The organism is Pseudomonas putida, assembly GCF_002741075.1.
GTDB classification, from domain to species: Bacteria; Pseudomonadota; Gammaproteobacteria; order Pseudomonadales; family Pseudomonadaceae; genus Aquipseudomonas; species Aquipseudomonas putida_T.
In genome coordinates this window covers 5064205-5086766 of sequence record NZ_CP016634.1, presented here as the reverse complement: position 1 = coordinate 5086766, position 22562 = coordinate 5064205, and the positions used below count along the sequence as shown (strand labels likewise).

Here is a 22562-nt window from a genome sequence, read left to right as displayed (position 1 = left end):
CAGGAGTGCTTCACTGGGGTTTTCAGGCATGACCGGATCCAGGGAGCCCCCGATGAACCTGCACCAGTTCGCTGAAACCCACGAAGTCACCAACCAGCCACCGTCGCTCGACGGCGCCAACCTGTATCGCCTTGACCAGCCCTTGCAGGAGTGGTCCCGACGCTTCGGTGCCGGCTGGGCCGAGTCGCGGATCGACGCCTATGGTGCCTTGGCCGGCGGCCCGCTGATGGCTGCGGGTTTTCTGGCCAATGCCCACAAGCCGGAATTCAGCAGCCATGACCGTTATGGCCACCGCATCGACCTGGTGACGTTCCATCCGGCCTATCACGAGTTGATGCGCACGGCGGTCGAGCATGGATTGCCATCGTTGCCCTGGGCCGAGCCGCGTCCTGGCGCCCACGTGGCGCGAGCGTCGATGACCTACCTGCACAGTCAGGCTGAGGCCGGCACTGGCTGCCCCCTGACCATGACCTTCGCTGCGGTGCCGGCCTTGAGGCTGCAGCCGGAGCTGGCCGAATACTGGTTGCCGAAAGTGCTGGCGCGCGAGTACGACCCTCGTAACGTGGGCGACCGACACAAGGCCGGGGTGACTCTCGGCATGGCCATGACCGAGAAGCAGGGTGGCACCGATGTGCGGGCCAACACCACCCGGGCCTATCCGGTTGGCGCGCCTGGCCCCGGTCAGGCGTATGAACTGGTGGGCCACAAGTGGTTCTGCTCGGCGCCGATGTGCGATGCCTTTCTGACCCTCGCCCAGACCGACAAAGGATTGAGCTGCTTCTTGCTGCCACGCCACCGCCCCGATGACACGCACAACCAGTTCTATATCCAGCGCCTGAAGAACAAGCTCGGCAACTGCTCCAATGCTTCCAGCGAAGTGGAGTTTCGCGGTGCCCTGGCGTGGATGATCGGTGAAGAGGGGCGTGGAGTGCCGACCATCATCGAGATGGTGGCCATGACCCGCTTCGACTGCATGGTCGGTTCCAGCGCCTTGATGCGACAGGCGCTGACCCAGGCCGCGCACCATTGCGCCCATCGCAAGGTCGGCGGGCGAGTGCTGAACGAACAGCCATTGATGGAGAACGTGCTGGCCGACCTGGCGCTGGAAAGCGAGGCGGCACTGGCCTTGAGCCTGCGCATGGGCCAGGCGCTGGACCAACTGGATGACCCGCAGCAGGCGCATTTCGCCCGCCTGGTGACCGCCGTCGGCAAGTATTGGATCTGCAAGCGCGCCCCGGGGATGATCAACGAAGCTGCTGAATGCCTGGGCGGTGCGGGCTATGTGGAGGACAGCATTTTGCCGCGCTTGTACCGCGAGGCGCCGGTCAACTCGACTTGGGAGGGATCGGGCAACGTGCAATGCCTGGATGTGCTGCGCGCGTTGTCCAAGGAGCCGGGCGTGCTCGACGCCCTGTTCGCTGAGCTGGGTGACGGTCACGGCGATCCGCGCTTGGCGGCGCATATCGGCAACCTGAAGGGCGCGTTCGCCGATACCGGCGATATCCAGTACCGCGCCCGGCAACTGACCGAGGACATCGCCGTTGCTTTGCAGGCCAAGCTGTTGCTGGAAGCGGGCAATGCGACCGTCAGCGATGCGTTCATGGCCAGCCGGTTGGGCGCTGGCGGGCGGGTCTATGGGGCGTTGCCCCGGGGTATCGATGCCGCGGCGCTGGTGACGCGGGCGACGCCGGTCTGGTCGGCCTGAGGCGCCTACTTCACGGCTAAACCCGCTTCCAGAGGAGATGCGGCAAGCCTTGTAGGAGCGGGTTTACCCGTGAAGAGGCCGAATGCGATTGTCAGGGATGTAATTGCAACAGAAGGTAGGCAAGATGGAAGCCATGCATGTCAGAAGACAGGAAATCCAGCGTGAGCCAAGCGTTTGTAGTCGTTGATACACCTGAACAGGCCGTCGACCGTCTGGCGGCCCTGCATGAACAAGCCACCGGCGCCCTCAGTCAGGCCCTCAAGCGCTACCTCAAGGACCGCACTGAGCCGGACGAGGATCAGCGTGCGCTGTTTCGTTACCCGGCCCTGCGCCTGACCTACTACAGCCATGGCGAAGTGGCCGCCACCACGCGGGCCTATGCCAAGGTGCAGGTGGCGGGGACCTACAGCGTCACCATCACCCAGCCTGCGGCGTTTCGCGGTTACCTGCTCGAGCAACTGCGACCGCTGATGCACGACTACACCGTGACCCTGGAAGTGGGTGTCAGCGAACAGAATATTCCATATCCCTACGTGGTCGACCAGGGGGATGAGCTGGCGGGCAGCGGCATCACGGCCGCCGAGCTTGCACGGGTATTCCCCAGCACCGACCTGTCGGCGGCCACCGACAACATCGCCGACGGGCTGTGCGACTGGGGCAGCGCCGAAACCCTGCCGCTGGCGCTGTTCGATGCCGCCCGCGTGGACTTCTCTCTGCGCCGCCTGGTGCATTACACCGGGAGCGACTGGCGCCATGTCCAGCCGTGGATCCTGCTGACCAACTATCACCGCTACGTCGACCAGTTCATCGGCCATGGCCTGGAGCAACTGCGCCAGGACTCGCGCTTCGTGCGTATGGTCCTGCCGGGCAATGTCATCATCGAAAAGGGCATGGGCGACGACGAGACCCAGGCACTGGTGGCCAGCGTGGTCTGGCACCGCTACCAGATGCCGGCCTACCACCTGATCGCCGCCGATGGCGATGGCATCACCTTGGTCAATATCGGTGTCGGCCCGTCCAATGCCAAGAACATCACCGATCACCTGGCCGTATTGCGCCCGCACTGCTGGCTGATGATTGGCCACTGCGGTGGCCTGCGCCAATCGCAGACCATTGGCGACTACGTGCTGGCCCACGCCTACATGCGTCGCGATGGCATCCTCGATCGGGTGGTGCCGCCGAACATTCCAATCCCGGCACTGGCCGAAGTGCAGTTGGCGCTGCAGGAAGCTGCGGCGCAGGTGACCGGCGAGCGTGGCGAGCAACTGAAAAAACGCCTGCGTACCGGCACCGTGCTGACCTACGACGACCGCAACTGGGAGTTGCGCTGGGCCCAGGAGCGACCGCTGATTAATCTGTCCCGTGCCGTGGCGGTGGACATGGAAAGCGGCACCATCGCCGCCCAGGGGTATCGTCTGCGGGTGCCTTACGGCACGTTGCTGTGCGTCTCGGACAAACCGCTGCACAGCGAGATCAAGCTGCCTGGTTCGGCCAATGCCTTCTATAACCGTGCCGTCAGCCAGCACCTGAAGATCGGTATCGCGGCTCTGGACCTGCTGCGCACCGAGCTCAATTCGTTGCACTCGCGTAAACTGCGCAGCTTCGATGAGCCGCCGTTCCGCTGAGGATCCATGTCTCTGCCACCCCGTTCCAAGCCGCGCCGTCCACAGGCGCGGCCCGCAGGCCCGCGTCGCCAGCCCAAGGCGCCGCCGGCCGAACCACGCCTGATCCTGTTCAACAAGCCGTTCGATGTGCTGACCCAGTTCAGCGACGGTGAGGGGCGCGCGACCCTCAAGGACTACATCGACATTCCTGGCATCTATCCGGCCGGGCGTCTGGACCGTGACAGCGAAGGCCTGCTGCTGTTGACCAACGATGGTCGCCTGCAGGCACGCATCGCCGATCCCAAGCACAAATTGCCCAAGACCTATTGGGTGCAAGTGGAGGGGGAGCCGAGCGAGTCCCAGTTGCAACAGTTGCGCGATGGGGTCGAGCTCAATGACGGGCCGACACTACGGGCCGATGCACGACTGCTGGAAGAGCCTGCGCTTTGGCCGCGCAACCCGCCGGTGCGGTTTCGCAAGAGCGTGCCGACCCATTGGCTGGAGCTGGTGATTCGGGAAGGGCGCAACCGCCAGGTACGGCGCATGACGGCGGCGGTGGGTCTGCCGACGTTGCGGCTGGTGCGGGTACGGATCGGGGATTGGGCGCTGGATGGGCTGGAGCAGGGATGCTGGCGAGAGGTCGCGCCGAAGTTACTTCGTTAGAAGATGGGCGCGTAGCGCCCTCACTTCATTGCAGGGCTAGACCCCTTCGAGGAACCCCACCACCACGCTCTTGATGATGAAGGCAAGCACGCCCAGACCCAGGACGAAGAACAGAATCAAGGTGCCGAAGCGGCCTGCCTTGGACTTCTTCGCCAGGTCCCAGACGATGAACCCCATGAAACCGATCAGCACGGTCACCAGGACGATCATCATCCACTCTTCGAATACGGCGGGATCCATCAGTGTTCTCCAGGCAGGCTGAGCGGCGATTATATGCGGGGCAACAGCGTACGGTCAGCGCAGATGCGTCAACGGCAGCTCAGTGCTGGCCAGTACTTGGTTGAGCACGAAGCTTGAGCGCACGCTGGTGACGCCTTCGATGCGGGTCAGGCTGCCGAGCAGTAATTTCTGGTAGTGGTCCATGTCCGGGACGACGACTTTCAATTGGTAGTCGGCGTCCATCCCGGTCACCAGACTGCACTCCAGTACCTGAGGCAGGCTGCGAATGGCGGCCTCGAAGGTCTCGAAGCGCTCGGGGGTATGGCGGTCCATGCCGATCAGTACGTAGGCGGTCAGGCTCAGGCCGAGCTTCTTGCGATCGAGTAGGGCCACCTGGCGCGAAATGTAGCCGTCGTCTTCCAATTGCTTGACCCGCCGTGAGCAAGGGGAGGGTGACAAGCCGATGCGTTCGGCCAACTCCTGGTTGGAGATGCGGGCGTCGCGCTGCAATTCGGCGAGGATGCTCAGGTCATAGCGGTCGAGCTTGCTCATGGAAAAGGCCTTTTCTGTTCGGATTGCTGCGAATTATCGATCCAGGGTTAAAAATTGCGCAAGTGCTATTTATCTGAGCAATATTCGCAATCCTCTGCCGCGTCGCCTCCCGTATCTTTACCAACAGAATCACTGCCCGGACAACAGTCCACGGCGACCGGCCTCAGGAAGGCCGTCGCGGCCAGCCATCCAACAGGATCCGCCAGGCCCCCGGGCTACGCACCGTCCAGAAGACGATGTGAGGTGAGCCGGTGCCACAAGCGCCGAGCACGGACGACAATTCCCAAAGGGGGGCCCGACGGCCTCCCTTTTTTCATGCCCGCAGTTTCATCTGCATAGGCCTTGGCCGCGATAGACTGCATGCAGTTCCACTGCAGTTTTTACCATCGAGAGGGCAACATGAGGTCGCGCATCTGGCAATGGGCAAGTGTGGGTTTACTGGGCCTGGGCATAAGCCTGGGCGCATGGGCCCAAGGGCCGGGAGAGGGCCCAGCGTCGCAGGACCCCAACGGCGCGACCATGGGCCGCTCGCCGCTCAATGCGCGTGACGAGGTGCGCCAGACCCAGCCACCGCGCCAGGGCTATTACCAGGATATCCCCCGGCGCAATGGCGGTTACCACTGGGAGGCGGGCGGGCCTGGGCAGCGACCGGGTGGCGACTGGCCTGGGCGTCCCGACGGCCATGGCGATGGCTGGGGGCCAGGTCCGCAATACCATCCCGGACACAGGATCGACCACTTCCCGGATCGTTATTGGAAGGTGCCCTACCAAGGGCAGGACTACTACTACTCCAGTGGCTACTGGTATCGCCCGCAAGGTGGCGCGTATGTGCTGGTCAGGCCGCCCTATGGCGCGCGGGTCGGCTACCTGCCGGTCTATGCCGAGGAGGTCTGGTTCGATGGCACGTTGTTCTTCCAGGTCTCGAACACCTATTACCAATACCTGAGCGACAGCCAGGAGTATGTGGTGGTCAATCCCCCTAATATCCTGCCCGCGCCGGGCCCGCAGTTGGGGACCGGTTACGACGTGATTGCCCATCCGTTGTCCGGGCAAACCCCTCTGCAGCAGAACCAGGACCGCTATGAGTGTCATCGCCAGGCCGTGCAGCAGACTGGTTTCGATCCGGCGGCGGCAGCCTTCGCGCCGCCGGCCCATGTCGCGGATGCCTACCATCGAGTACTGGGGGATTGCCTGAGTGCCCGGGGCTACAGCGTGAATTGAAGGCTCCGGGGGGCGGATTTACACCGGATCGGCGTGCACCATCACATCCGCTCGCGGGTAGCGCTGGCGGATTGCAGCGGATGCCTGCACGCACAGTTCGTGGGCGTCATGCAGCTTCAGATCACCGGGCAGCTCCAGGTGCAGTTGGACGAACCAGCGGTTGCCCGATACCCGGGTGCGCAGGTCGTGGGCGCCCTCGACCCCAGGGATGGCGCACACCAGTTCGAGCATGCGCTCGCCGATATCGGACGGCAGCTCCTTGTCCATCAGGATCGCCGTGCTCTCGCGGGCGATCTGCAAGGCGCTCCAGAGGATGTACAAGGCGATTCCCAAACCGAACAGGGCGTCCAGTTGCGGCCAGCCGAAGCGCGCCAGTAGCAGGGCGAGCAGGATACTGCCATTGAGCAGCAGGTCGGAGCGGTAGTGCAGTGAGTCGGCGCGCACCGCGTTCGAGCCGGTGGCGCGGATGACCTTGTGCTGGAAGGCGAGCAAGGCCAGGGTCAGGACCAGAGAAAGCAGCATCACCGCGATACCTGCCGCGGTATCGCCCAGCGGTTGCGGCGATTGCAGGCGCTCGACCGCCTGCACGCCGATCAGCACCGCACTGACACCGATGAACAGCGCCTGGGCGATGCCGGCCAGGGCCTCGGCCTTGCCGTGGCCGAAGCGATGGTCGTCGTCAGCCGGGCGCAGGGCGTAGTGCACGGCCAGCAAGTTGAGGAAGGAGGCGACAGCGTCGAGGGCCGAGTCGGTGAGGCCGGCCAACAGGCTCACCGAACCACTCAGCCACCAGGCGATCGCCTTGCTCACGACAAGAATCGTGGCTACTGCCAGAGACGCCCGGGTGGCCAGGCGCAGCAGGCGTTGGTGTTCGGCGCTCGAAGTCATGCTGCAGGTGCGTTCCTTGGATCAGGCGGCCGGTGCCAGGCCATAGGCGGCCAACTGCTCGACGCTGCCCCGGTGCTGGATCAGCCGAGGATCGTTCAGCGGCAGGCGTTGGCCCAGTTCGCTTTCGAGAATAGCTTGCAGCTTGGCCTTGTCGATCTGGCCATCGGCATTGATGGCCGGCTTGAGCTTGGCCGGGTCGATGTGGGCGGTGACGCCGGGCGGATAGTAGATGGCCCCGCTGGCGAAGTCGATGCCGAAGGCGATCAGGCCGGGGATGACATAGAACAAAAGACCCACCGCATCCAGGGCGGCGATCACGGGGTCGATCTTGCCTTCGATCTGGCCGCGGCGGTCGGGGTAGAACAGCGTGCCGCAGGCGGTCAGCTGGGTGAGCAGGGTGACGATGAGCGCGCCACCGATGACGCGGGTAGGGATGCGCATTGGGATCTCCGCAAAGTGACCAACGAGGACCAGGCCGGTCGCCTGTGCCTGATGTTTAAGACCATGATAAGGCAGGCTCGGTTCGCCGTTATACTCGGACGATTGTTCGAGGACCACCATGATTTCATTACCAATCGATGCCGTATTGCCCGCTTTGCGTCAAGCCTTGAGCGAGCGCCACGAGGCCGTGCTCGAAGCCCCGCCTGGCGCCGGCAAGACCACCCGTGTACCGCTGGCCCTGCTCGATGAGCCCTGGCTGGCCGGGCAGACCATACTGATGCTCGAACCTCGCCGACTGGCGGCTCGGGCGGCGGCCGAGCGCCTGGCCAGTGAGCTGGGCGAGAAGGTCGGGGAAACCGTCGGCTATCGCATCCGCCTGGACAGCAAGGTCGGCCCCAAGACCCGTATCGAGGTGGTCACCGAAGGCATCCTCACCCGGCGCCTGCAGGCTGATCCTGCGTTGGAGGGGGTGGGTCTGCTGATCTTCGACGAGTTCCACGAGCGCAGCCTCGATGCGGACCTGGCGCTGGCGCTGAGCCTCAATGGGCGCGAGTTGTTGCGCGACGAGCCGCCGCTGAAGATCCTGCTGATGTCCGCCACCCTGGAGGGCGAGCGTCTGTCGCGCTTGCTCGACGATGCCCCGGTGGTGAGCAGCGAAGGGCGCATGCACCCAGTGGATATCCGTTGGAGCCGGCCGTACCAGCCAGGCGAGTTCGTCGAGCCTAGGGTGGTCGACTGCGTGCTTCAGGCCTTGGCGGAGCAGCCAGGCAGCCTGCTGGTGTTTTTGCCGGGCCAGGCCGAGATTCGGCGGGTCCACCAGGCCCTGCAGGAAGCGTTGGGCGAGCGCCCTGATGTGCTGCTGTGTCCATTGCATGGCGAGCTGGATCTCAATGCCCAGCGCGCCGCCATCGAACCTGCGCCCCAGGGCCTGCGCAAGGTCGTGCTGGCTACCAACATCGCTGAGACCAGCCTCACCATCGACGGCGTACGCGTAGTGATCGACGCCGGGCTGGCGCGTGTCCCGCGCTTCGATCCCGGTAGCGGCATGACGCGTCTGGAAACCCAGCGCATTTCCCGCGCCAGCGCCACCCAGCGCGCCGGGCGTGCCGGACGTCTGGAACCTGGCGTGTGCTACCGGTTGTGGTCCGAGGCCCAGCACGATCAGTTGGCGGCCCACGGCAGTGCCGAGATCCTCCAGGCCGACTTGGCGGGCCTGGCCCTGCAACTGGCGCGTTGGGGCGTCTGGCCCGATCAACTACGCTGGCTGGATCCTCCCCCGAGCGCTGCCCACGCCCAGGCCTGCGATCTGCTCGCCCGGTTGGGCGCGTTCAAGCCGGGCAGCCGCGAGCACTTAAGCGAACACGGCAAGGCCATGGCCGAACTGCCTGCGCATCCGCGTATCGCCCATCTGTTGTTGCGTGGCCAGGCGCTGGGCCTGGCCGACATGGCCTGCGATGTCGCCGCGCTGCTCGGTGAGCGCGATATTCTGCGCGGCGCTGGCGCCGACCTGCACAGCCGGATGGTCTTGCTCAGCGGCGAAACCAAGGTTGTCCGTGGCGGTCAGGGGGGCGTGCAGCGCGCGCGGCAACTGGCGCGCCAGTACCGCGGCCTGCTGCGCGGCAAGGCGGGGGCAACCGTCGCCGATGCCGATCATCCACGCTGGCTGGGGGCATTGCTCGCGTTGGCCTATCCCGACCGGGTCGCCCAGCAGCGGCGCGAGGGCGGTGCCGAGTACCGGCTGGCCAATGGACGCGCGGCGCTGTTCGCCGAGGTGGATGCGCTGATGAAGTGCCCATGGCTGGTGATCGCGGACCTGGGCAGCCGCCAGGGGCAGCGCGAGGAGCGCATCTATCTGGCGGCCGAGTTCGATCCGGGTTTGTTCGAGGGGGTGCTGGCCGAGCAGGTGGAAACGCTCGATGTCCTCGACTGGGACGAGCGCGAGCAGGTGCTGCGCGCCGAGCGCCAGCGCAAGGTCGGCGAGCTGGTGCTCAGCCGCGAACCGTTGCCGGGCCTGGATGACGAAACCCGCGCTAAGGCGCTGCTGGGGCTGGTGCGACGCAAGGGCCTGAACCTGCTGACCTGGACGCCCGAGCTACGCCAATGGCAGGCGCGGGTGGCCCTGTTGCGTCATCTGGACATGAACAAGGAGGGCCACAGCGAGTGGCCCGATCTGGGCGACGAAGCGTTGCTCGCCAGTCTGGAAAGTTGGCTGCAGCCGTATTTGGGCAAGGTGTCTCGCCTTGGCCACTTCGCCCAGCTGGACTTGCCATCGATTCTGCGCAACCTGCTGCCCTGGCCGCTACCCCAGCGTCTAGAGGAGCTTGCTCCTGCGCATCTGACGGTTCCTTCCGGCTCGAACATTCGTCTGGACTACAGCGAGACTCCGCCGATTCTTGCCGTGCGCCTACAGGAGTTGTTCGGGCTGGCCGACACGCCGCGCATCGCCCAGGGCCGCCAGCAGGTCAAACTGCACCTGCTGTCTCCGGCGCGCCGTCCGGTCCAGGTGACCCAGGACCTGGCCAACTTCTGGCGCACCACCTATGCCGAGGTGAAGAAGGACCTCAAAGGCCGTTATCCCAAGCATTATTGGCCCGATGACCCGCTCGTTGCCGAGGCCACGGCGAGGGCCAAGCCCAGAGGGACCTGATGTCTGGAGGCGCTGTGGGTTCGCATGATCGATCCGGGTGGGTAAACCACCCGGCAATCACTGTTGCCGGGTGATGACGAATGTAGCGTCCTCCCCGGACTGCACGTTCAGATAGACATGCGATTCATATGCGATTTTCACGGTGTGTCCCAGGTGATCACGGATCCGGCAGCGCAGTGTGTCTTCAGTCCACTCCAGTGGCTCGAGTTTCAATACATCAACGTTCGAACTACCCCGGTAAAGCCCGATATAACCATTGCGGCTGATCTCGACGTGCCTGTTGCTGTCGCTGCCGGTGCCCTTGATGCGGACATGCAGTCGATCAGGTGTTTGCGAGTCGAATGTGATGTTGAAAGTCGTGGGCGCTCCACCCGCCCCAGTAATGAGCCAGCCTTCGTTGTTGTCAGCGCCCTTGCTCAGGTGCACGGGGGAGGATGGGAATGAAGGCGTCACGTCCAGGAAGGGGGATATTTCCTTCCAGTCTTGGCCAACACCGTCCCAGTATTTTGTCACCCCATCGCAATGTATGTGGGCATCGAAAGATCCGGCTGTTGCGATCCAGTTAGTGAGGTCGTTGCTCATGAAAATACTCCGCAGTTCTGTTGAATAAGGGCTCGTGGCCCACGACCAGAACACTACCCAGGCGTCGATCTGGGGCGAAGTTGGAGGGGTTTCCGTGCTTTCACGCTCACCGTGCGTCAATGAGGCACTTTGAGGGTGGCCATGAGCGGAAGATGGTCTGAGATCTGCAGAGTGTCCCGTCGCAGTACCTGGGCCTGAATGCGCTGCAGGTGTGGGCTGTGCAGCAGGTAGTCGAGGGTGCGGTCTGGGCCAATGGCCGCCGGGTCGTTGGGGAAGTGGGTGAGCCAGGCGCCGCGCTCGGCACCGCTGGCTTCGGCGTTGCTGGGGATCATCGGGTACTTGTCCCACAACAGGTGCAGGTCGCTGTCGGAGGGGTAGTTGCCGCGCAGCTCCGGCGGCAGGCGACGGTACTGGCCCAGGGGCAGGAGATTGAAATCGCCGCCGATCAACCAGGGCGTGCCCTGGCTTTCCAAGCGATCGAGAACCTTTGCCACATGCTCGACCTGACGCCGTTGCAGGTCACTGCCGGGCTGATAGGGCGAGAGCCGGGTGTTGAGCACTGCCAGGCGGCCGCCCTCGGCCAGCGGCAGGTAGCTGACCAGCAGTGCCGGCTGGGGGTGTTGCAAGCGGGTCAGGGCGTTGCCCGCGGCATTGGGCAATTGCAGACGCTCGGCCTTTTCGATCGAGTAGCGGCTGAGGGTGGCCAGGGTGCGGCCGACACTGCCGAGGATATGCCGATCAGGTACGAAATCGGCCTTCCATTCGTAGGCCTGGACGGTGCAGGGGTAGAGGTCCGCCAGGCGTTCCCGCAGCAGCGCCAACTGGTCCTGGTAGCCGGTGGCCTTGGCATTGTTGTCCAGCTCCTGCAACAGGACGATATCGGGCGTTTCAGCACGGATCACGCGGGTGACTTCGTCGAGATTGAAGGCCAGGTCTTCGGCGCTGGGGTGGGTGTCGCTGCCCTGTCCTTGGTCGTACCAGAACACGTAGCGCTTGCCGGCCAGGAACTGCACGTTCCACGTCATGATTTTGAGCGGCTGGCCAGGTTGCAGCGGTTGAGGGCTGCCTTGGCAGGCGACCGGCATCGGTTCGCGGGGGGAAGGTTGCCAGCCCAGGTAGTCGGCGAACAGCCAGAGCAGGGGCAACAGCAGGAGCAGGGACAGCAGGACGTTGCGCAGTAGTCGGATCATCGGCTCGGCTTGTCGGTGCAGGTCGCGCCAGCATAACCGAGCCGTTCGTCGGCGTGCCAGTTCAGGCGCCGGATTCGTTCTCCATCAGCATGAACAGGCGGTACAGCACCACGCTGCTGAACAACTGCAGGAAGCCACTGAGGCTGTCCAGGGCCAGTTGCACCCCCGGCTGCGGCTCGGGGAAGGCCATCAGCAGCAAGCCGTCGAGCAGCCACAGCGGTGCCAGTGCGGCAACGACACAGACCAGGATGCGCATGAAATGCCCGGTGGTCATCCTGGCGCTTTCGCGCATGGCCTGGATCACCGGCAAGCCACGCAGCACCAACAGGTACTCGGCGAACACCAGATTGATCATGATCCACACGCCCGGGAAGATGAACAGCGCAAGACCCGCCATGATCAGCAACGAGCTGATCAGGATCAGCAGGGCCAGCGATGGCCACAGCTGCACGGCGCGGGCGAACAGGTTGCGCTTGGCGATGTCCTGACCGTTGCTGCGGGTATCCATGTAGAGGATCAACGCGGCGCTGTACAGCGGGTAGAACAGCAAGCTGACCAACATGCCGTAGCCCGCCGAGGCCTGGTCGCCCAACTGGCGATACAGCAATTGAGTGCAAAGGGCCTCGAGGACCACCAGCGGCAGGCAGAGCTGGAGGATGCTCACCAGGTGGCGGCGGAAGAAATACAGGGAGTCGCGCAGAATGCTCAACGGATTCATCGGGTCAACATCGCATGGCAGAAAAAGCAGGGCGTAACTTTAGCCCAGTCCACCCCTGGCTGAAAAAAGTTTCACCGTTTGGCTGATTGAATCCTTGGCCTGCGAGCCCCATCTTTGACGCTATCCGATGTATTGCCCTGTGCACGAGGTAACGCCATGAACACTGAAGAACAAACCCTGATCGACGGCCTGTTCAGTCGTATCAAGCAAGCCGAGGACGCAGGCCAGGCGCGTGACGCCCAGGCCCAGGCGCGCATCGAGGAGCATCTGCGCCAGCAGCCAGCGGCGGCGTACTACATGGCCCAGGCGATCCTGGTCCAGGAAGCGGCGATCAAGCGTCTGGACGAGCAGAACAAACAGCTTGAGGCAGAACTCGAGCAAGCCAAGGCACAAGCCCAAGCGAGCCGAAGCGGCAACACGGGCGGTGGGTTCCTGTCGGGCCTGTTTGGCGCAGGCTCCCGCGAGCCGGCATCCGCACCGCAGCCACAGCGCCAGGCCGCACCGGTGACCCCTGCCGGCGGTTGGCGCGAACCAACGGCCCAGGGTTTCGCCCAGCCGCAACCGCAATCTGGATTCAACGCAGCGCCGGCCCGCAGTGGCGCCAGCAGTTTCCTGGGTGGCGCCATGCAGACTGCGGCGGGCGTGGCCGGTGGCGTGTTGCTGGCACAGGGCATCAGCAGCCTGTTCAACCATCAGTCCCAACCTGAGGAGGTGGTCGAGGTGATCAAGGAGGAGCCAGCCCCGGCCAGTGACAGCGGCGGCTGGAATGACCAGGACAACCAGTATCAGGTGGCCGACAACGGCCATGACCAAGGCGGCTTCCTGGACAGCGACTACGGCAGCGATGGTGGGGGCTTCTTCTCAGACGACGACACCTTCATCTGAGGCCTCTGGCATACTGGCAGCACGCGGGGGCGTACACTGCGCCCCTTTCGCGAAACGAGGCCGACCCCACGGGCAGTCCTCGTTACTCGCGCAACTGCCAGAGAGGTCATGGTGAAGAAGATCGCGCTGTTCGCCGATGTGCAGAACCTCTACTACACCGTGCGCCAGGTGCATGGTTGTCATTTCAACTACGCCGCGCTGTGGGCCGATGTCAGCAGTCAGGGGCAGATCGTCGAGGCGGTGGCCTATGCCATCGACCGGGGCGACAGCAAGCAACAACAGTTCCAACAGATTCTGCGTAACCTCGGTTTCGAGGTACGCCTGAAGCCTTTCATCCAGCGCAGCGATGGTTCGGCCAAGGGCGATTGGGATGTGGGCATCACTTTGGATGTGATCGACGCCGCCAGCCGCGTCGACCAAGTCGTGCTGGCCTCTGGCGATGGCGACTTCGACCTGCTGATGGAGCGGGCCAGCGAGCGTCATGGTGTCGAGACCGTGGTCTATGGCGTGCCTGGGCTTACCGCGTTGTCGCTGATCCGGTCGGCCAGTCGGTATGTGCCGATCGAAGGCCGCCTGCTGTTGCGCCATTGAGGCCGACTCGTTGATCGAGTAGAGCTGAGTGCCTCAGGGCTTCCTGCCATTGCCCTCCAATTGATCGAGCGGCACCCGTCGTTCAACCGCGCTCGACAGAATGATCGAAGTCTTGGTGAACCCCAACTGCGAAACCCGGTTGATCAGCGCTTCCAGCTCGGTCATCGATGCCACGGCTGCCTGCATGATCACACAGGGGTCACCGGTGACGCGGTGGCATTCGGTGAGCTGCGGGATGCGGGTCAATGCATCGTACGCCTGTTGATTACCGTGGCTGGCCAGGCGCAGCTCGATCACGCACTGGATCGGCAGGCCGATCTTTTCCAGGTCCACCTTGGCGGCATAGCCGGTGATGACCCCGCTGGCTTCCAGCTTGGCGACCCGTTCAGCGACGGCGGGCGCAGAAAGATTCACCTGGCGCGCGAGTTGCGCGTAGGTGGCCCGGCCGTTTTCCAGCAGGGCGGCAAGGAGCATTCGGTCGTACTTGTCCATGGCTGATTCCACAGTGCTTTGCAATCGATGGTAAGGCGCTCGCATAACCATGCATTGCAAAGTATTTCGGTCATTTAAAGCCGTTTTGTAACTTAAGTTTGCGATGGCGCCTTTTTAAACTAAGTCACCCGTAAACGGATTTCGAGTGTTTTCCCATGCCTGCCTCCCGTCGCTTCCCGTTGTTGCTCATTGGCGCCTTCCTGGCCTTGTACCTGGTCTGGGGCTCGACCTACCTGTTCATCCGCATCGGGGTGGAGTCATGGCCGCCGATGCTCATGGCTGGGGTGCGCTTCGTCATTGCCGGCAGCCTGCTGTATGGGTTCTTGCGTTGGCGCGGTGCGCCGGCGCCGACCTGGCCACAGTGGCGCGCGGCGGGGGCGATCGGTTTTCTGTTGCTCAGTTGCGGCAATGGTGGCGTGACCCTGGCCGAACACGCCGGGGTGGCGTCGGGCGTCGCGGCCTTGGCGGTGGCCACTGTGCCGCTGTTCACGCTGGTGTTCGGCCTGTTGTTCGGTCATCGCAACTCGCGGCTTGAATGGGCGGGGATTGCCCTGGGGCTAGTGGGCATCGGCATGCTCAATATGGGCTCGAACCTGCAGGCCAGCCCCATGGGCGCGGCGCTGATCCTGTTCGCCGCCGCTGCCTGGGCCTTTGGCTCGGTGTGGAGCAAGAACCTGCCCTTGCCCCAAGGCGCCATGGCCAGTGCCGCGCAGATGCTCGTTGGCGGCGCCGCGTTGCTGATCGGCAGTGCGCTCAGTGGCGAGCGTCTGACCCAGATGCCGACCGCGGCCGGTTGGGGCGCGCTGGCGTATCTGGTGTTCTTCGGCTCGATCCTGGCTTTCAGTTCCTACATGTACTTGCTCAAGCATGTGCGCCCGGCGGCGGCCACCAGCTATGCCTACGTCAACCCGGCGGTGGCGGTGTTGCTGGGGATCCTCTTTGCAGGCGAGCGCATCGGCGCCGAGGAGTGCGTGGCCATGGCCGTGATCATCGGCGCAGTGGTGCTGATCGGCTTGCCGCAATGGCGCAAGGCGCCCGAGCCGCCAGTGCCACTCAAAGAGCAAGTGTGCAAGTAGCCAGGCAGCATCGCTTGGGGGTAAAGCGTCCACAGGGGGGGCGTCGGTTGCGGTAAACTGCCGCCTTCGCTGAACCCCCTGACGGTATTGCCATGAATTTCGCCAAACTCGGCCTGATCGAACCCTTGCTGCGCACCCTGCAGCACCTGGACTACACCACCCCGACCCCCGTCCAGGCTCAGGCCATCCCTGCCGTACTGGCTGGCCGCGACCTGATGGCCGCGGCCCAGACAGGCACTGGCAAGACCGCCGGCTTTGCCTTGCCGGTGCTGCAACGCCTGGCCTTGGAAGGGGCCAAGGTCGCCAGCAACTCGATCCGTGCCCTGGTGCTGGTGCCGACCCGCGAGTTGGCCGAGCAGGTCCATGCCAATATCCGTGAATACGCCGAGAACCTCCCGGTGAGCACCTATGCGGTGTACGGCGGCGTCAGCCTCAATCCGCAGATGATGCGCCTGCGTCGCGGCGTCGACCTGCTGGTGGCCACGCCCGGGCGCCTGCTGGACTTGTTCCGCCAGAACGCGGTCAAGTTCGGCCAGGTGCAGACCCTGGTGCTCGACGAGGCCGACCGCATGCTGGACCTCGGCTTTGCCGAAGAACTGCAGGCCGTCTATGCCGCCTTGCCGCGCAAGCGCCAGACCTTACTGTTTTCCGCCACCTTCTCCGACCAGATCCGCATGTTGGCCGGGCTTGCCCTGAACGATCCACTGAGCATCGAAGTCAGCCCTCGCAACACCACGGCCAGCACCGTGAAGCAGTGGCTGGTGCCGGTGGACAAGAAGCGCAAGGCCGACCTGTTCTGCCACCTGCTGCGCAAGCAGCGCTGGAAGCAGGTGTTGGTGTTCGCCAAGACCCGCAATGGCGTCGACCAGTTGGTGGAGCGTCTGCTCGCCGAGGGCGTCAATGCCGACGGTATCCATGGTGACCGCCCACAGGCGACGCGTCAGCGCGCCCTGGACACTTTCAAGGCTCGGGAGATCCAGGTGCTGGTAGCGACCGATGTCGCCGCCCGCGGTCTGGACATCGACGACTTGCCTTTGGTGGTCAACCTCGACCTGCCGATCGTCGCCGAGGACTACGTGCACCGCATCGGGCGTACCGGCCGGGCGGGTAACAAGGGCGAGGCGATTTCGCTGGTGTGCGCGGACGAAGTGCAATTGTTGGCGGCGATCGAGACCTTGATCCGTCAGACGTTGCCGCGTCATGAAGAGCCGGACTTTATCCCCGATCATCGGGTGCCGATGACCGATGCCAGTGGCCAGGTCGTGAAAAAACCGAAAAAGCCCAAGAAGCCGAAGGAGAACAGCGCCAAGCGGGGCCTGGGACGTTGGATGGACAGTGCCGAATCGAGCGCCTCGGAGCCTTCGGTCAAGCCGGTGCGCAAGGTGCCGAGCTTCAACAGCGGGCCACGCAAGCGCAAGCCTTGAGATTGCCGAGGCCTCGGCACAAGGCCGTTCCTACAGCGTCAGCGCGATCCCTGTAGGAGCGGCCTTGTGCCGCGAATGGGCTGCAAAGCCCCGGTGATTTTTAACTACGCCGAGCTAACCACTCCACCGCCGCCTTGCCCGCTCGCAGCCCACTGGCAAAACAGGCCGTCAGCAGGTAACCGCCCGTGGGGGCTTCCCAGTCCAGCATTTCTCCTGCGCAAAACACGCCCGGCATCCGTTGGAGCATCAGGCCTTCATCCAGTGCCTCGAAGCGTACACCGCCCGCGCTGCTGATCGCTTCATCCAGAGGCCGTGGCCGCACCAGTTCGATCGGTAGGGCCTTGATCGCCCGGGCCAGCGCTTCGGGGGCGGCGAAGGTCGCCTGATCGGTCAGCTCGCGCAACAACGCTGCCTTGACCCCGTCCAGGCCCAGTTGGCCGTGCAGGTGCTTGGCCATCGAGCGCGAACCTCGCGGCTTGGCCAGCGCCTGGACAATCTTGTCCACAGGGCGGTCTGGCAGCAGGTCAAGCAACAGTGTTGCCTGGCCGTCCCGATTGATGGCCTCGCGCACCGCCGCCGACCAGGCATACACCAGGCTGCCTTCGACGCCTTGGGCGGTGAGGATGAATTCGCCCTTGCGTGGGGCAGCGCCGGGCACGCTCAGGGCGATGTTCTTCAGCGGTGTGCCGGCGAACTTGTCCTTGAGCAGTTGGCTCCAGCCCTGAACCTCGAATCCACAATTGCTCGGTTGCAACGTCGAGATATCCACACCCCGCTCGGCCAGCACCGGTTGCCAGGTGCCATCGGAGCCCAGGCGCGCCCAACTGCCACCCCCCAGGGCCAGTACCACGGCATCGGCTCGTAACTGCAATTCGCCCTGTGGATAAGCGATCCGCAAGGTACCGTCGCTGTTCCAGCCCAGCCAGCGATGGCGGGTGTGGATAACCACACCACGCTCGCGCAGGCGCTTGAGCCAGGCACGCAGCAAGGGGGCGGCTTTCATGTCGCGTGGGAACACACGCCCGGAGGTGCCGACGAAGGTTTCGATGCCCAGGCCGTGTATCCACTGACGCAGGGCATCGGCATCGAAGTCGCGCAGTAGGGCGTCGATTTCGTTCTGGCGCTCGGCATAGCGGGAGATGAATGCGGGGTATGACTCGGAGTGGGTGATGTTCATGCCCCCGACGCCGGCCAGCAGGAACTTGCGGCCCACCGAGGGCATGGCATCGAACACCTGCACTGCCAGGCCTGCGTTGGCCAATGCCTCGGCCGCCATCAGGCCGGCGGGGCCGCCACCGATCACGGCGACGAGAGGAGGGGAGGCGGGATGTTGATCGGACATGGCGGGCGACAGGCTGTGGAAAAGACCTGGCATTCTACCCCAGCGAGGCCCGTCCCGGCACTGAACAAAAAATGATCAGTGCCTTGTGGGTCAGGCATTTAAAGGCCTGCAGCGGCTTTCCCGCAGGTTATCCACAGGCGGCTCCACAGTCATTGTGCACAACCCAGCACCCGCGCTGCGCTGTGATGAAGAATGCCATGGCGCCTGGCCAGGGCTTCGCGGTCCTTGCTATAGCCACCGCCGATCACGCCAACCACGGGGATGTCCCGGCCCAGGCAATGGCGCATCACCCGTTCATCTCGGGCGGCCAGGCCCTCGTCGGTCAATTGCAGGTAACCCAGGGCATCGTCCTTGTGCACATCCACGCCGGCGTCGTACAGCACCAGATCGGGCTGGTACAGCGGCAGCAGGTAGTTCAGGGCATCGTCCACGACCTTCAGGTAGGCCATGTCGCCCATGCCTCGGGGCAGGGGGATGTCCCAGTCGCTTTGGGCCTTGCGCGCCGGGAAGTTCTGCTCGCAGTGCAGCGACACGGTGATCGCCTCTGGGGTGTTATGGAGGATGCGTGCGGTGCCGTCGCCCTGATGGACGTCGCAGTCGAAGATCAGCACCCGATGCACTCGCCCGGCTTCGAGCAGGTAGCGGCTGATCACCGCCAGGTCGTTGAAGATGCAAAAACCTGCCGGGTGGTCGTAATGGGCGTGGTGAGTACCGCCGGCCAGATGACAGGCGATGCCATGGCGCAGGGCCATTTCGGCGGTCAGCAGCGAACCGCCCACCGCCCGAACGGTACGCCGGGCCAGCGCCTCGCTCCAAGGCAGGCCCAGGCGGCGCTGATCCTCGCGGGACAGCTCACCCTGCATGTAGCGCTCAATGTAACTGCGGTCGTGGGCCAGGGCGAGAATGTCGTTGGGGCAGATTTCCGGGCGTAGTAACTGCGCGTCCGTGACCAGACCGCTGTCGATCAGGTGATCGTGCAGCAGGCGGAACTTGTCCATCGGAAAGCGGTGCTCGGGCGGAAACGCCGGGCTGTAGTCGTCGTGGTAGATCAGCGGCAACGGCATGGAGGGTATCGCGGTGGGGGCCAGGGGCTGATCTTGCCAGTAGTGGGGGAGGGACGCCATCGCTGGCGAAGCCCGACATAACCCCCAAGGATCATTCACATTTGTCGAATGTCTGCGCCGGGCGATTCGCGGGTAAACCCGCCCACAGGGTTGGCGGTGATCCTTGTGGGAGCGGGTTTACCCGCGAATACGTCAGTGAATTCACCCATGCATCGGTGGTTAGACCGCAGGGCGCTAACCGCCGCGCCCTACTTGCCAGCGCTGGCCAGCACCCGCTGCCAGTCGGGCTCGTTCATGCGCCCGAGGATCCGAGCCTTGCCGTTGCTGTCCACCGAGACGAACAGCGCGCTGGCATAGCCGCTCTCACGTTCACCCCCCGGCACGTGCAATTGACGCTGGAAGTGATCGATGCAGCCGTTATGCGTGATCAGAACCAGATTGTGGCCCGGGCGCTTGCGGGCGAGGGCCTCGTCGGCGAACTGGCTGTCGCAGTTTTCCAGCCAGGCTTCGCTGGGCACAGCCTGGCCGAGGATGAAGTGCGCGGTCTGGCGGGTGCGCAGTTTAGGGCTGCTGTACCGGTCGGCAGTGTCCAGGCCCAATTGCTGCAGGCCCTGGCCGACGCGGGTGGCGGCCTGGCTACCGGCGACGGTGATGCCGGTCGGGTCGTCCAGGCACGGGCCGGGGGCGCTGTCGCAACGCTCGGCGTGGCGGATCATCACGATCACCGCGCCTTGCGCCCAATCCTGCAGCAACCCGCTGTCGCTGAGCTGTTGCTCGTTGCCAAGATCCACGATGTGCGTCCTCGTCGAAAGCCAGGTGGTCAGCCCGGCCAGCACCAACAGCAGGCCGGCGGCTGCGCCGATCGCCTTGCGCGAGTAACGTCGTCGTTTGGGGGGCGTGTGTACGGCGGATTTTTGCAGGGTGTTGCTCGGCTGCATGCTTCACTCCAATGAAAGAACGCAGCCGTGGGCCGCGGGGTTTGGCGGCATTGTGCGAAGCGAGCTGTCGGAGGCCAGTGAAGTGCGTGTGAAAATTGCATTCACAGTACCAAAGGCGCGCCGGCGCCTACGCTGTACACTGCATGACCGCGAACTCGGAGCCCCCCTGATGACCCCCATCCTCGAACTGGAAAGCGCACGGCTGGTGTTGCGCCAATGGCAGGACGACGATCTGCGCGAGTTCGCCGCGCTGTGCGCCGACCCGCAGGTGATGCGCTATTTTCCGGCACCGATGACGCGCCTTGAGTCGGCGGCGCTGATCGGGCGGATTCGTGGGCATTTCAATGAGTACGGTTTTGGTCTGTGGGCCCTGGAGCGCAAGGACAGCGGGGCCTTCATCGGCATGACGGGGCTGCTGAATGTCAATTTCGACGCGCCGTTCGGTCCGGCCGTGGAGATCGGCTGGCGCCTGGCCCGGCGTCATTGGGGCCTGGGCTTTGCCAGCGAGGCGGCCTGGACCTGCCTGCGTTGTGCTTTCGCCCAATTGCACCTGGATGAAGTGGTGTCGTTCACTACCGAAGGGAACCTGCCGTCGCAGAAGGTCATGCAGGCCATCGGCATGGTCCAGGACCTTGCCGGCAGCTTCGAGCATCCCCGCCTGGCCGTCGGTCACCCCCTGCGCCCTCATGTGCTGTACCGCATCGATCGCGCGCGTTGGCAACAGACCTTGCGTGGCTGAATGGCGTGCCATGCAGGGCGCGAATGACAAACCCTGTATCATTTGCACACATGAGAGCGCCGTAGAGCCGTGATGCCTTGCTAGGAGAATCCCCCATGAGCCATGTATTGGACGACCTGGTCGACTTGCTGAGCCTCGAGTCCATCGAAGAGAACCTGTTCCGTGGCCGCAGCCAGGACCTCGGTTTCCGCCAGTTGTACGGCGGACAGGTGCTTGGCCAGTCGCTATCGGCAGCCAGCCAGACCGTCGAAGAGGCGCGCCATGTGCATTCATTGCACGGTTACTTCCTGCGCCCGGGCGATGCCAGCATGCCAGTGGTGTATTCGGTCGATCGCGTGCGCGACGGTGGCAGCTTCAGCACTCGGCGGGTGACGGCGATCCAGAAGGGGCAGCCGATTTTCACGTGCAGCGCCTCGTTCCAGTACGACGAGGGTGGCTTCGAACACCAGGCGCCGATGCCCGATGTGGTTGGTCCGGAAAACCTGCCCAGCGAAGTCGAGCTGGCGAGCGCCATGGCCGAGCACCTGCCCGAGCGCATTCGCGACAAGGTACTGTGCGCCAAACCCATCGAGATCCGTCCGATCACCGAGCGCGACCCGTTCAACCCCAAACCAGGCGATCCGATCAAGTACGCCTGGTTCCGTGCCGACGGCGAGCTGCCGGACATGCCGGCCCTGCACAAGTACCTGTTGGCCTACGCCTCGGACTTCGGCCTGCTGACCACCTCGCTGCTGCCCCATGGCAAATCGGTGTGGCAGAAGGACATGCAGATCGCCAGCCTCGACCATTCGTTGTGGTTCCACCGCAACCTGCGTGCCGATGAATGGCTGCTGTACGCCACCGACAGCCCTTGGGCGGGCAACGCCCGGGGCTTCAACCGTGGCAGCATCTTCAACCGCGCGGGTCAGTTGGTGGCCTCTTCGACCCAGGAAGGTTTGATCCGCCACCGTGAGGATTGGGTATGAGCCTGGGGAGCATCCGCCATTGGGTGTTCGACATGGACGGTACGCTCACGGTGGCCGTGCATGATTTCGCGGCCATTCGCCAGGCGTTGGGCATACCGCCCGAGCACGACATCCTCACCCATCTGGCGGCTTTGCCGGCCGAGGAGGCCGCGGCCAAACATGCCTGGTTGCTTGAGCACGAGCGTGACCTGGCGATTGCCTCCCGGCCGGCTGAAGGGGCTGTGGAGCTGGTGCGCGAGCTGGCTGGAAGGGGATGCCAACTGGGCATTCTCACTCGCAATGCACGGGAGCTGGCGCACGTCACCCTCGAGGCCATCGGCTTGGCGGACTGCTTCGCTGTCGAACACATCCTCGGTCGCGACGAAGCCGCGCCCAAGCCCAGCCCTGACGGTTTGCTGAAAATCGCCCACGCTTGGGACGTGTCGCCTGCTTCACTGGTGATGGTAGGCGACTACCGTTTCGACCTGGACTGTGGTCGCGCCGCAGGGGCGCGCACGGTGCTGGTCAATCTCCCGGACAATCCCTGGCCGGAGCTGGCGGACTGGCATGCCGCCGATTGCCGCGCTCTGAAATTGTTGCTCGGTTGATCCTGCCCAGACCGGTCTAATCTGCAATG

General features: G+C 64.2%; 23 protein-coding genes. 12 read left to right on the top strand and 11 right to left on the bottom strand.

Features of this window, described 5'->3' with window-relative positions:
* The first annotated feature begins 52 nt into the window (after nt 1-52).
* From IEC33019_RS23730 to IEC33019_RS23720, 3 genes are all read left to right on the top strand, one after another.
* Nucleotides 53-1705 carry an acyl-CoA dehydrogenase family protein gene (locus tag IEC33019_RS23730; RefSeq protein WP_070092202.1) on the top strand — a complete coding sequence of 551 codons (1653 nt, stop codon included), beginning with the start codon at nt 53-55 and terminating at the stop codon, nt 1703-1705.
* Nucleotides 1706-1842: 137 nt separating this feature from the next.
* Nucleotides 1843-3330 carry an AMP nucleosidase gene (gene amn, locus IEC33019_RS23725; RefSeq protein ID WP_170831760.1) on the top strand — a complete coding sequence of 496 codons (1488 nt, stop codon included), beginning with the start codon at nt 1843-1845 and terminating at the stop codon, nt 3328-3330.
* Between the two features lie 6 nt (nt 3331-3336).
* A complete protein-coding gene (locus tag IEC33019_RS23720; protein ID WP_070092204.1) occupies nt 3337-3972 on the top strand; it encodes a pseudouridine synthase in 636 nt (211 codons plus the stop codon).
* Nucleotides 3973-4008: 36 nt separating this feature from the next.
* On the opposite strand, the gene IEC33019_RS23715 is transcribed toward IEC33019_RS23720, so the two are convergent.
* On the bottom strand, nt 4009-4212 hold the full coding sequence (locus tag IEC33019_RS23715) for a DUF2788 domain-containing protein (protein ID WP_023378567.1): 204 nt from the start codon (nt 4210-4212) through the stop codon (nt 4009-4011).
* Between the two features lie 54 nt (nt 4213-4266).
* Nucleotides 4267-4743 carry an Lrp/AsnC family transcriptional regulator gene (locus tag IEC33019_RS23710; protein ID WP_011535815.1) on the bottom strand — a complete coding sequence of 159 codons (477 nt, stop codon included), beginning with the start codon at nt 4741-4743 and terminating at the stop codon, nt 4267-4269.
* Nucleotides 4744-5142: 399 nt separating this feature from the next.
* Between IEC33019_RS23710 and IEC33019_RS23705 the strand changes: the two genes are divergently transcribed.
* Entirely contained in the window at nt 5143-5964 is an 822-nt protein-coding gene (locus IEC33019_RS23705; protein ID WP_070092205.1) for a DUF6515 family protein, read from the top strand.
* An 18-nt stretch (nt 5965-5982) separates the two neighbouring features.
* Here the strand turns inward: IEC33019_RS23705 and IEC33019_RS23700 are convergent, their stop codons facing one another.
* Both IEC33019_RS23700 and IEC33019_RS23695 read right to left on the bottom strand, forming a co-directional pair.
* The gene (locus tag IEC33019_RS23700) at nt 5983-6852 is read right to left on the bottom strand and encodes a cation diffusion facilitator family transporter (protein ID WP_070092206.1); all 870 of its coding nucleotides are present in this window, start codon (nt 6850-6852) and stop codon (nt 5983-5985) included.
* A 21-nt stretch (nt 6853-6873) separates the two neighbouring features.
* Nucleotides 6874-7293 carry a polyribonucleotide nucleotidyltransferase gene (locus IEC33019_RS23695; protein ID WP_070092281.1) on the bottom strand — a complete coding sequence of 140 codons (420 nt, stop codon included), beginning with the start codon at nt 7291-7293 and terminating at the stop codon, nt 6874-6876.
* Between the two features lie 118 nt (nt 7294-7411).
* Between IEC33019_RS23695 and hrpB the strand changes: the two genes are divergently transcribed.
* Nucleotides 7412-9940, top strand: a complete 2529-nt coding sequence (gene hrpB, locus IEC33019_RS23690; protein WP_070092207.1) for an ATP-dependent helicase HrpB — start codon at nt 7412-7414, stop codon at nt 9938-9940.
* Between the two features lie 57 nt (nt 9941-9997).
* On the opposite strand, the gene IEC33019_RS23685 is transcribed toward hrpB, so the two are convergent.
* From IEC33019_RS23685 to IEC33019_RS23675, 3 genes are all read right to left on the bottom strand, one after another.
* Nucleotides 9998-10522 (bottom strand): hypothetical protein, encoded by a 525-nt coding sequence (locus tag IEC33019_RS23685; RefSeq protein WP_070092208.1) that lies wholly within the window; start codon nt 10520-10522, stop codon nt 9998-10000.
* Between the two features lie 116 nt (nt 10523-10638).
* A complete protein-coding gene (locus IEC33019_RS23680) occupies nt 10639-11712 on the bottom strand; it encodes an endonuclease/exonuclease/phosphatase family protein (protein WP_070092209.1) in 1074 nt (357 codons plus the stop codon).
* Nucleotides 11713-11773: 61 nt separating this feature from the next.
* A complete protein-coding gene (locus IEC33019_RS23675; RefSeq protein ID WP_070092210.1) occupies nt 11774-12430 on the bottom strand; it encodes a YciC family protein in 657 nt (218 codons plus the stop codon).
* A 156-nt stretch (nt 12431-12586) separates the two neighbouring features.
* On the opposite strand from IEC33019_RS23675, the gene IEC33019_RS23670 reads away from it, so the two are divergent.
* Nucleotides 12587-13315 carry a DUF2076 domain-containing protein gene (locus IEC33019_RS23670; RefSeq protein WP_070092211.1) on the top strand — a complete coding sequence of 243 codons (729 nt, stop codon included), beginning with the start codon at nt 12587-12589 and terminating at the stop codon, nt 13313-13315.
* Between the two features lie 108 nt (nt 13316-13423).
* The gene (locus IEC33019_RS23665; protein WP_170831761.1) at nt 13424-13906 is read left to right on the top strand and encodes an NYN domain-containing protein; all 483 of its coding nucleotides are present in this window, start codon (nt 13424-13426) and stop codon (nt 13904-13906) included.
* 33 nt (nt 13907-13939) lie between these two features.
* On the opposite strand, the gene IEC33019_RS23660 is transcribed toward IEC33019_RS23665, so the two are convergent.
* On the bottom strand, nt 13940-14398 hold the full coding sequence (locus tag IEC33019_RS23660; protein WP_070092212.1) for an Lrp/AsnC family transcriptional regulator: 459 nt from the start codon (nt 14396-14398) through the stop codon (nt 13940-13942).
* Between the two features lie 155 nt (nt 14399-14553).
* On the opposite strand from IEC33019_RS23660, the gene yedA reads away from it, so the two are divergent.
* Entirely contained in the window at nt 14554-15474 is a 921-nt protein-coding gene (yedA, locus tag IEC33019_RS23655; protein WP_070092213.1) for a drug/metabolite exporter YedA, read from the top strand.
* A 92-nt stretch (nt 15475-15566) separates the two neighbouring features.
* Nucleotides 15567-16898 (top strand): DEAD/DEAH box helicase, encoded by a 1332-nt coding sequence (locus IEC33019_RS23650; RefSeq protein WP_070092214.1) that lies wholly within the window; start codon nt 15567-15569, stop codon nt 16896-16898.
* Between the two features lie 100 nt (nt 16899-16998).
* Here the strand turns inward: IEC33019_RS23650 and IEC33019_RS23645 are convergent, their stop codons facing one another.
* The 3 genes from IEC33019_RS23645 to IEC33019_RS23635 form a co-directional block, all read right to left on the bottom strand.
* Nucleotides 16999-18240 (bottom strand): TIGR03862 family flavoprotein, encoded by a 1242-nt coding sequence (locus IEC33019_RS23645; protein WP_070092283.1) that lies wholly within the window; start codon nt 18238-18240, stop codon nt 16999-17001.
* Between the two features lie 149 nt (nt 18241-18389).
* On the bottom strand, nt 18390-19304 hold the full coding sequence (locus IEC33019_RS23640; RefSeq protein ID WP_070092215.1) for a histone deacetylase family protein: 915 nt from the start codon (nt 19302-19304) through the stop codon (nt 18390-18392).
* 248 nt (nt 19305-19552) lie between these two features.
* On the bottom strand, nt 19553-20242 hold the full coding sequence (locus IEC33019_RS23635) for a histidine phosphatase family protein (RefSeq protein ID WP_070092216.1): 690 nt from the start codon (nt 20240-20242) through the stop codon (nt 19553-19555).
* A gap of 169 nt (nt 20243-20411) precedes the next feature.
* On the opposite strand from IEC33019_RS23635, the gene IEC33019_RS23630 reads away from it, so the two are divergent.
* From IEC33019_RS23630 to IEC33019_RS23620, 3 genes are all read left to right on the top strand, one after another.
* Nucleotides 20412-20981: a GNAT family N-acetyltransferase gene (locus tag IEC33019_RS23630; RefSeq protein WP_070092217.1), complete on the top strand. Its 570-nt coding sequence runs from the start codon at nt 20412-20414 to the stop codon at nt 20979-20981.
* A gap of 95 nt (nt 20982-21076) precedes the next feature.
* On the top strand, nt 21077-21946 hold the full coding sequence (tesB, locus tag IEC33019_RS23625; RefSeq protein WP_070092218.1) for an acyl-CoA thioesterase II: 870 nt from the start codon (nt 21077-21079) through the stop codon (nt 21944-21946).
* On the top strand, nt 21943-22533 hold the full coding sequence (locus tag IEC33019_RS23620; RefSeq protein WP_070092219.1) for an HAD family hydrolase: 591 nt from the start codon (nt 21943-21945) through the stop codon (nt 22531-22533). Before tesB ends, IEC33019_RS23620 begins: the two co-directional genes overlap by 4 nt.
* Nucleotides 22534-22562: the final 29 nt, after the last annotated feature.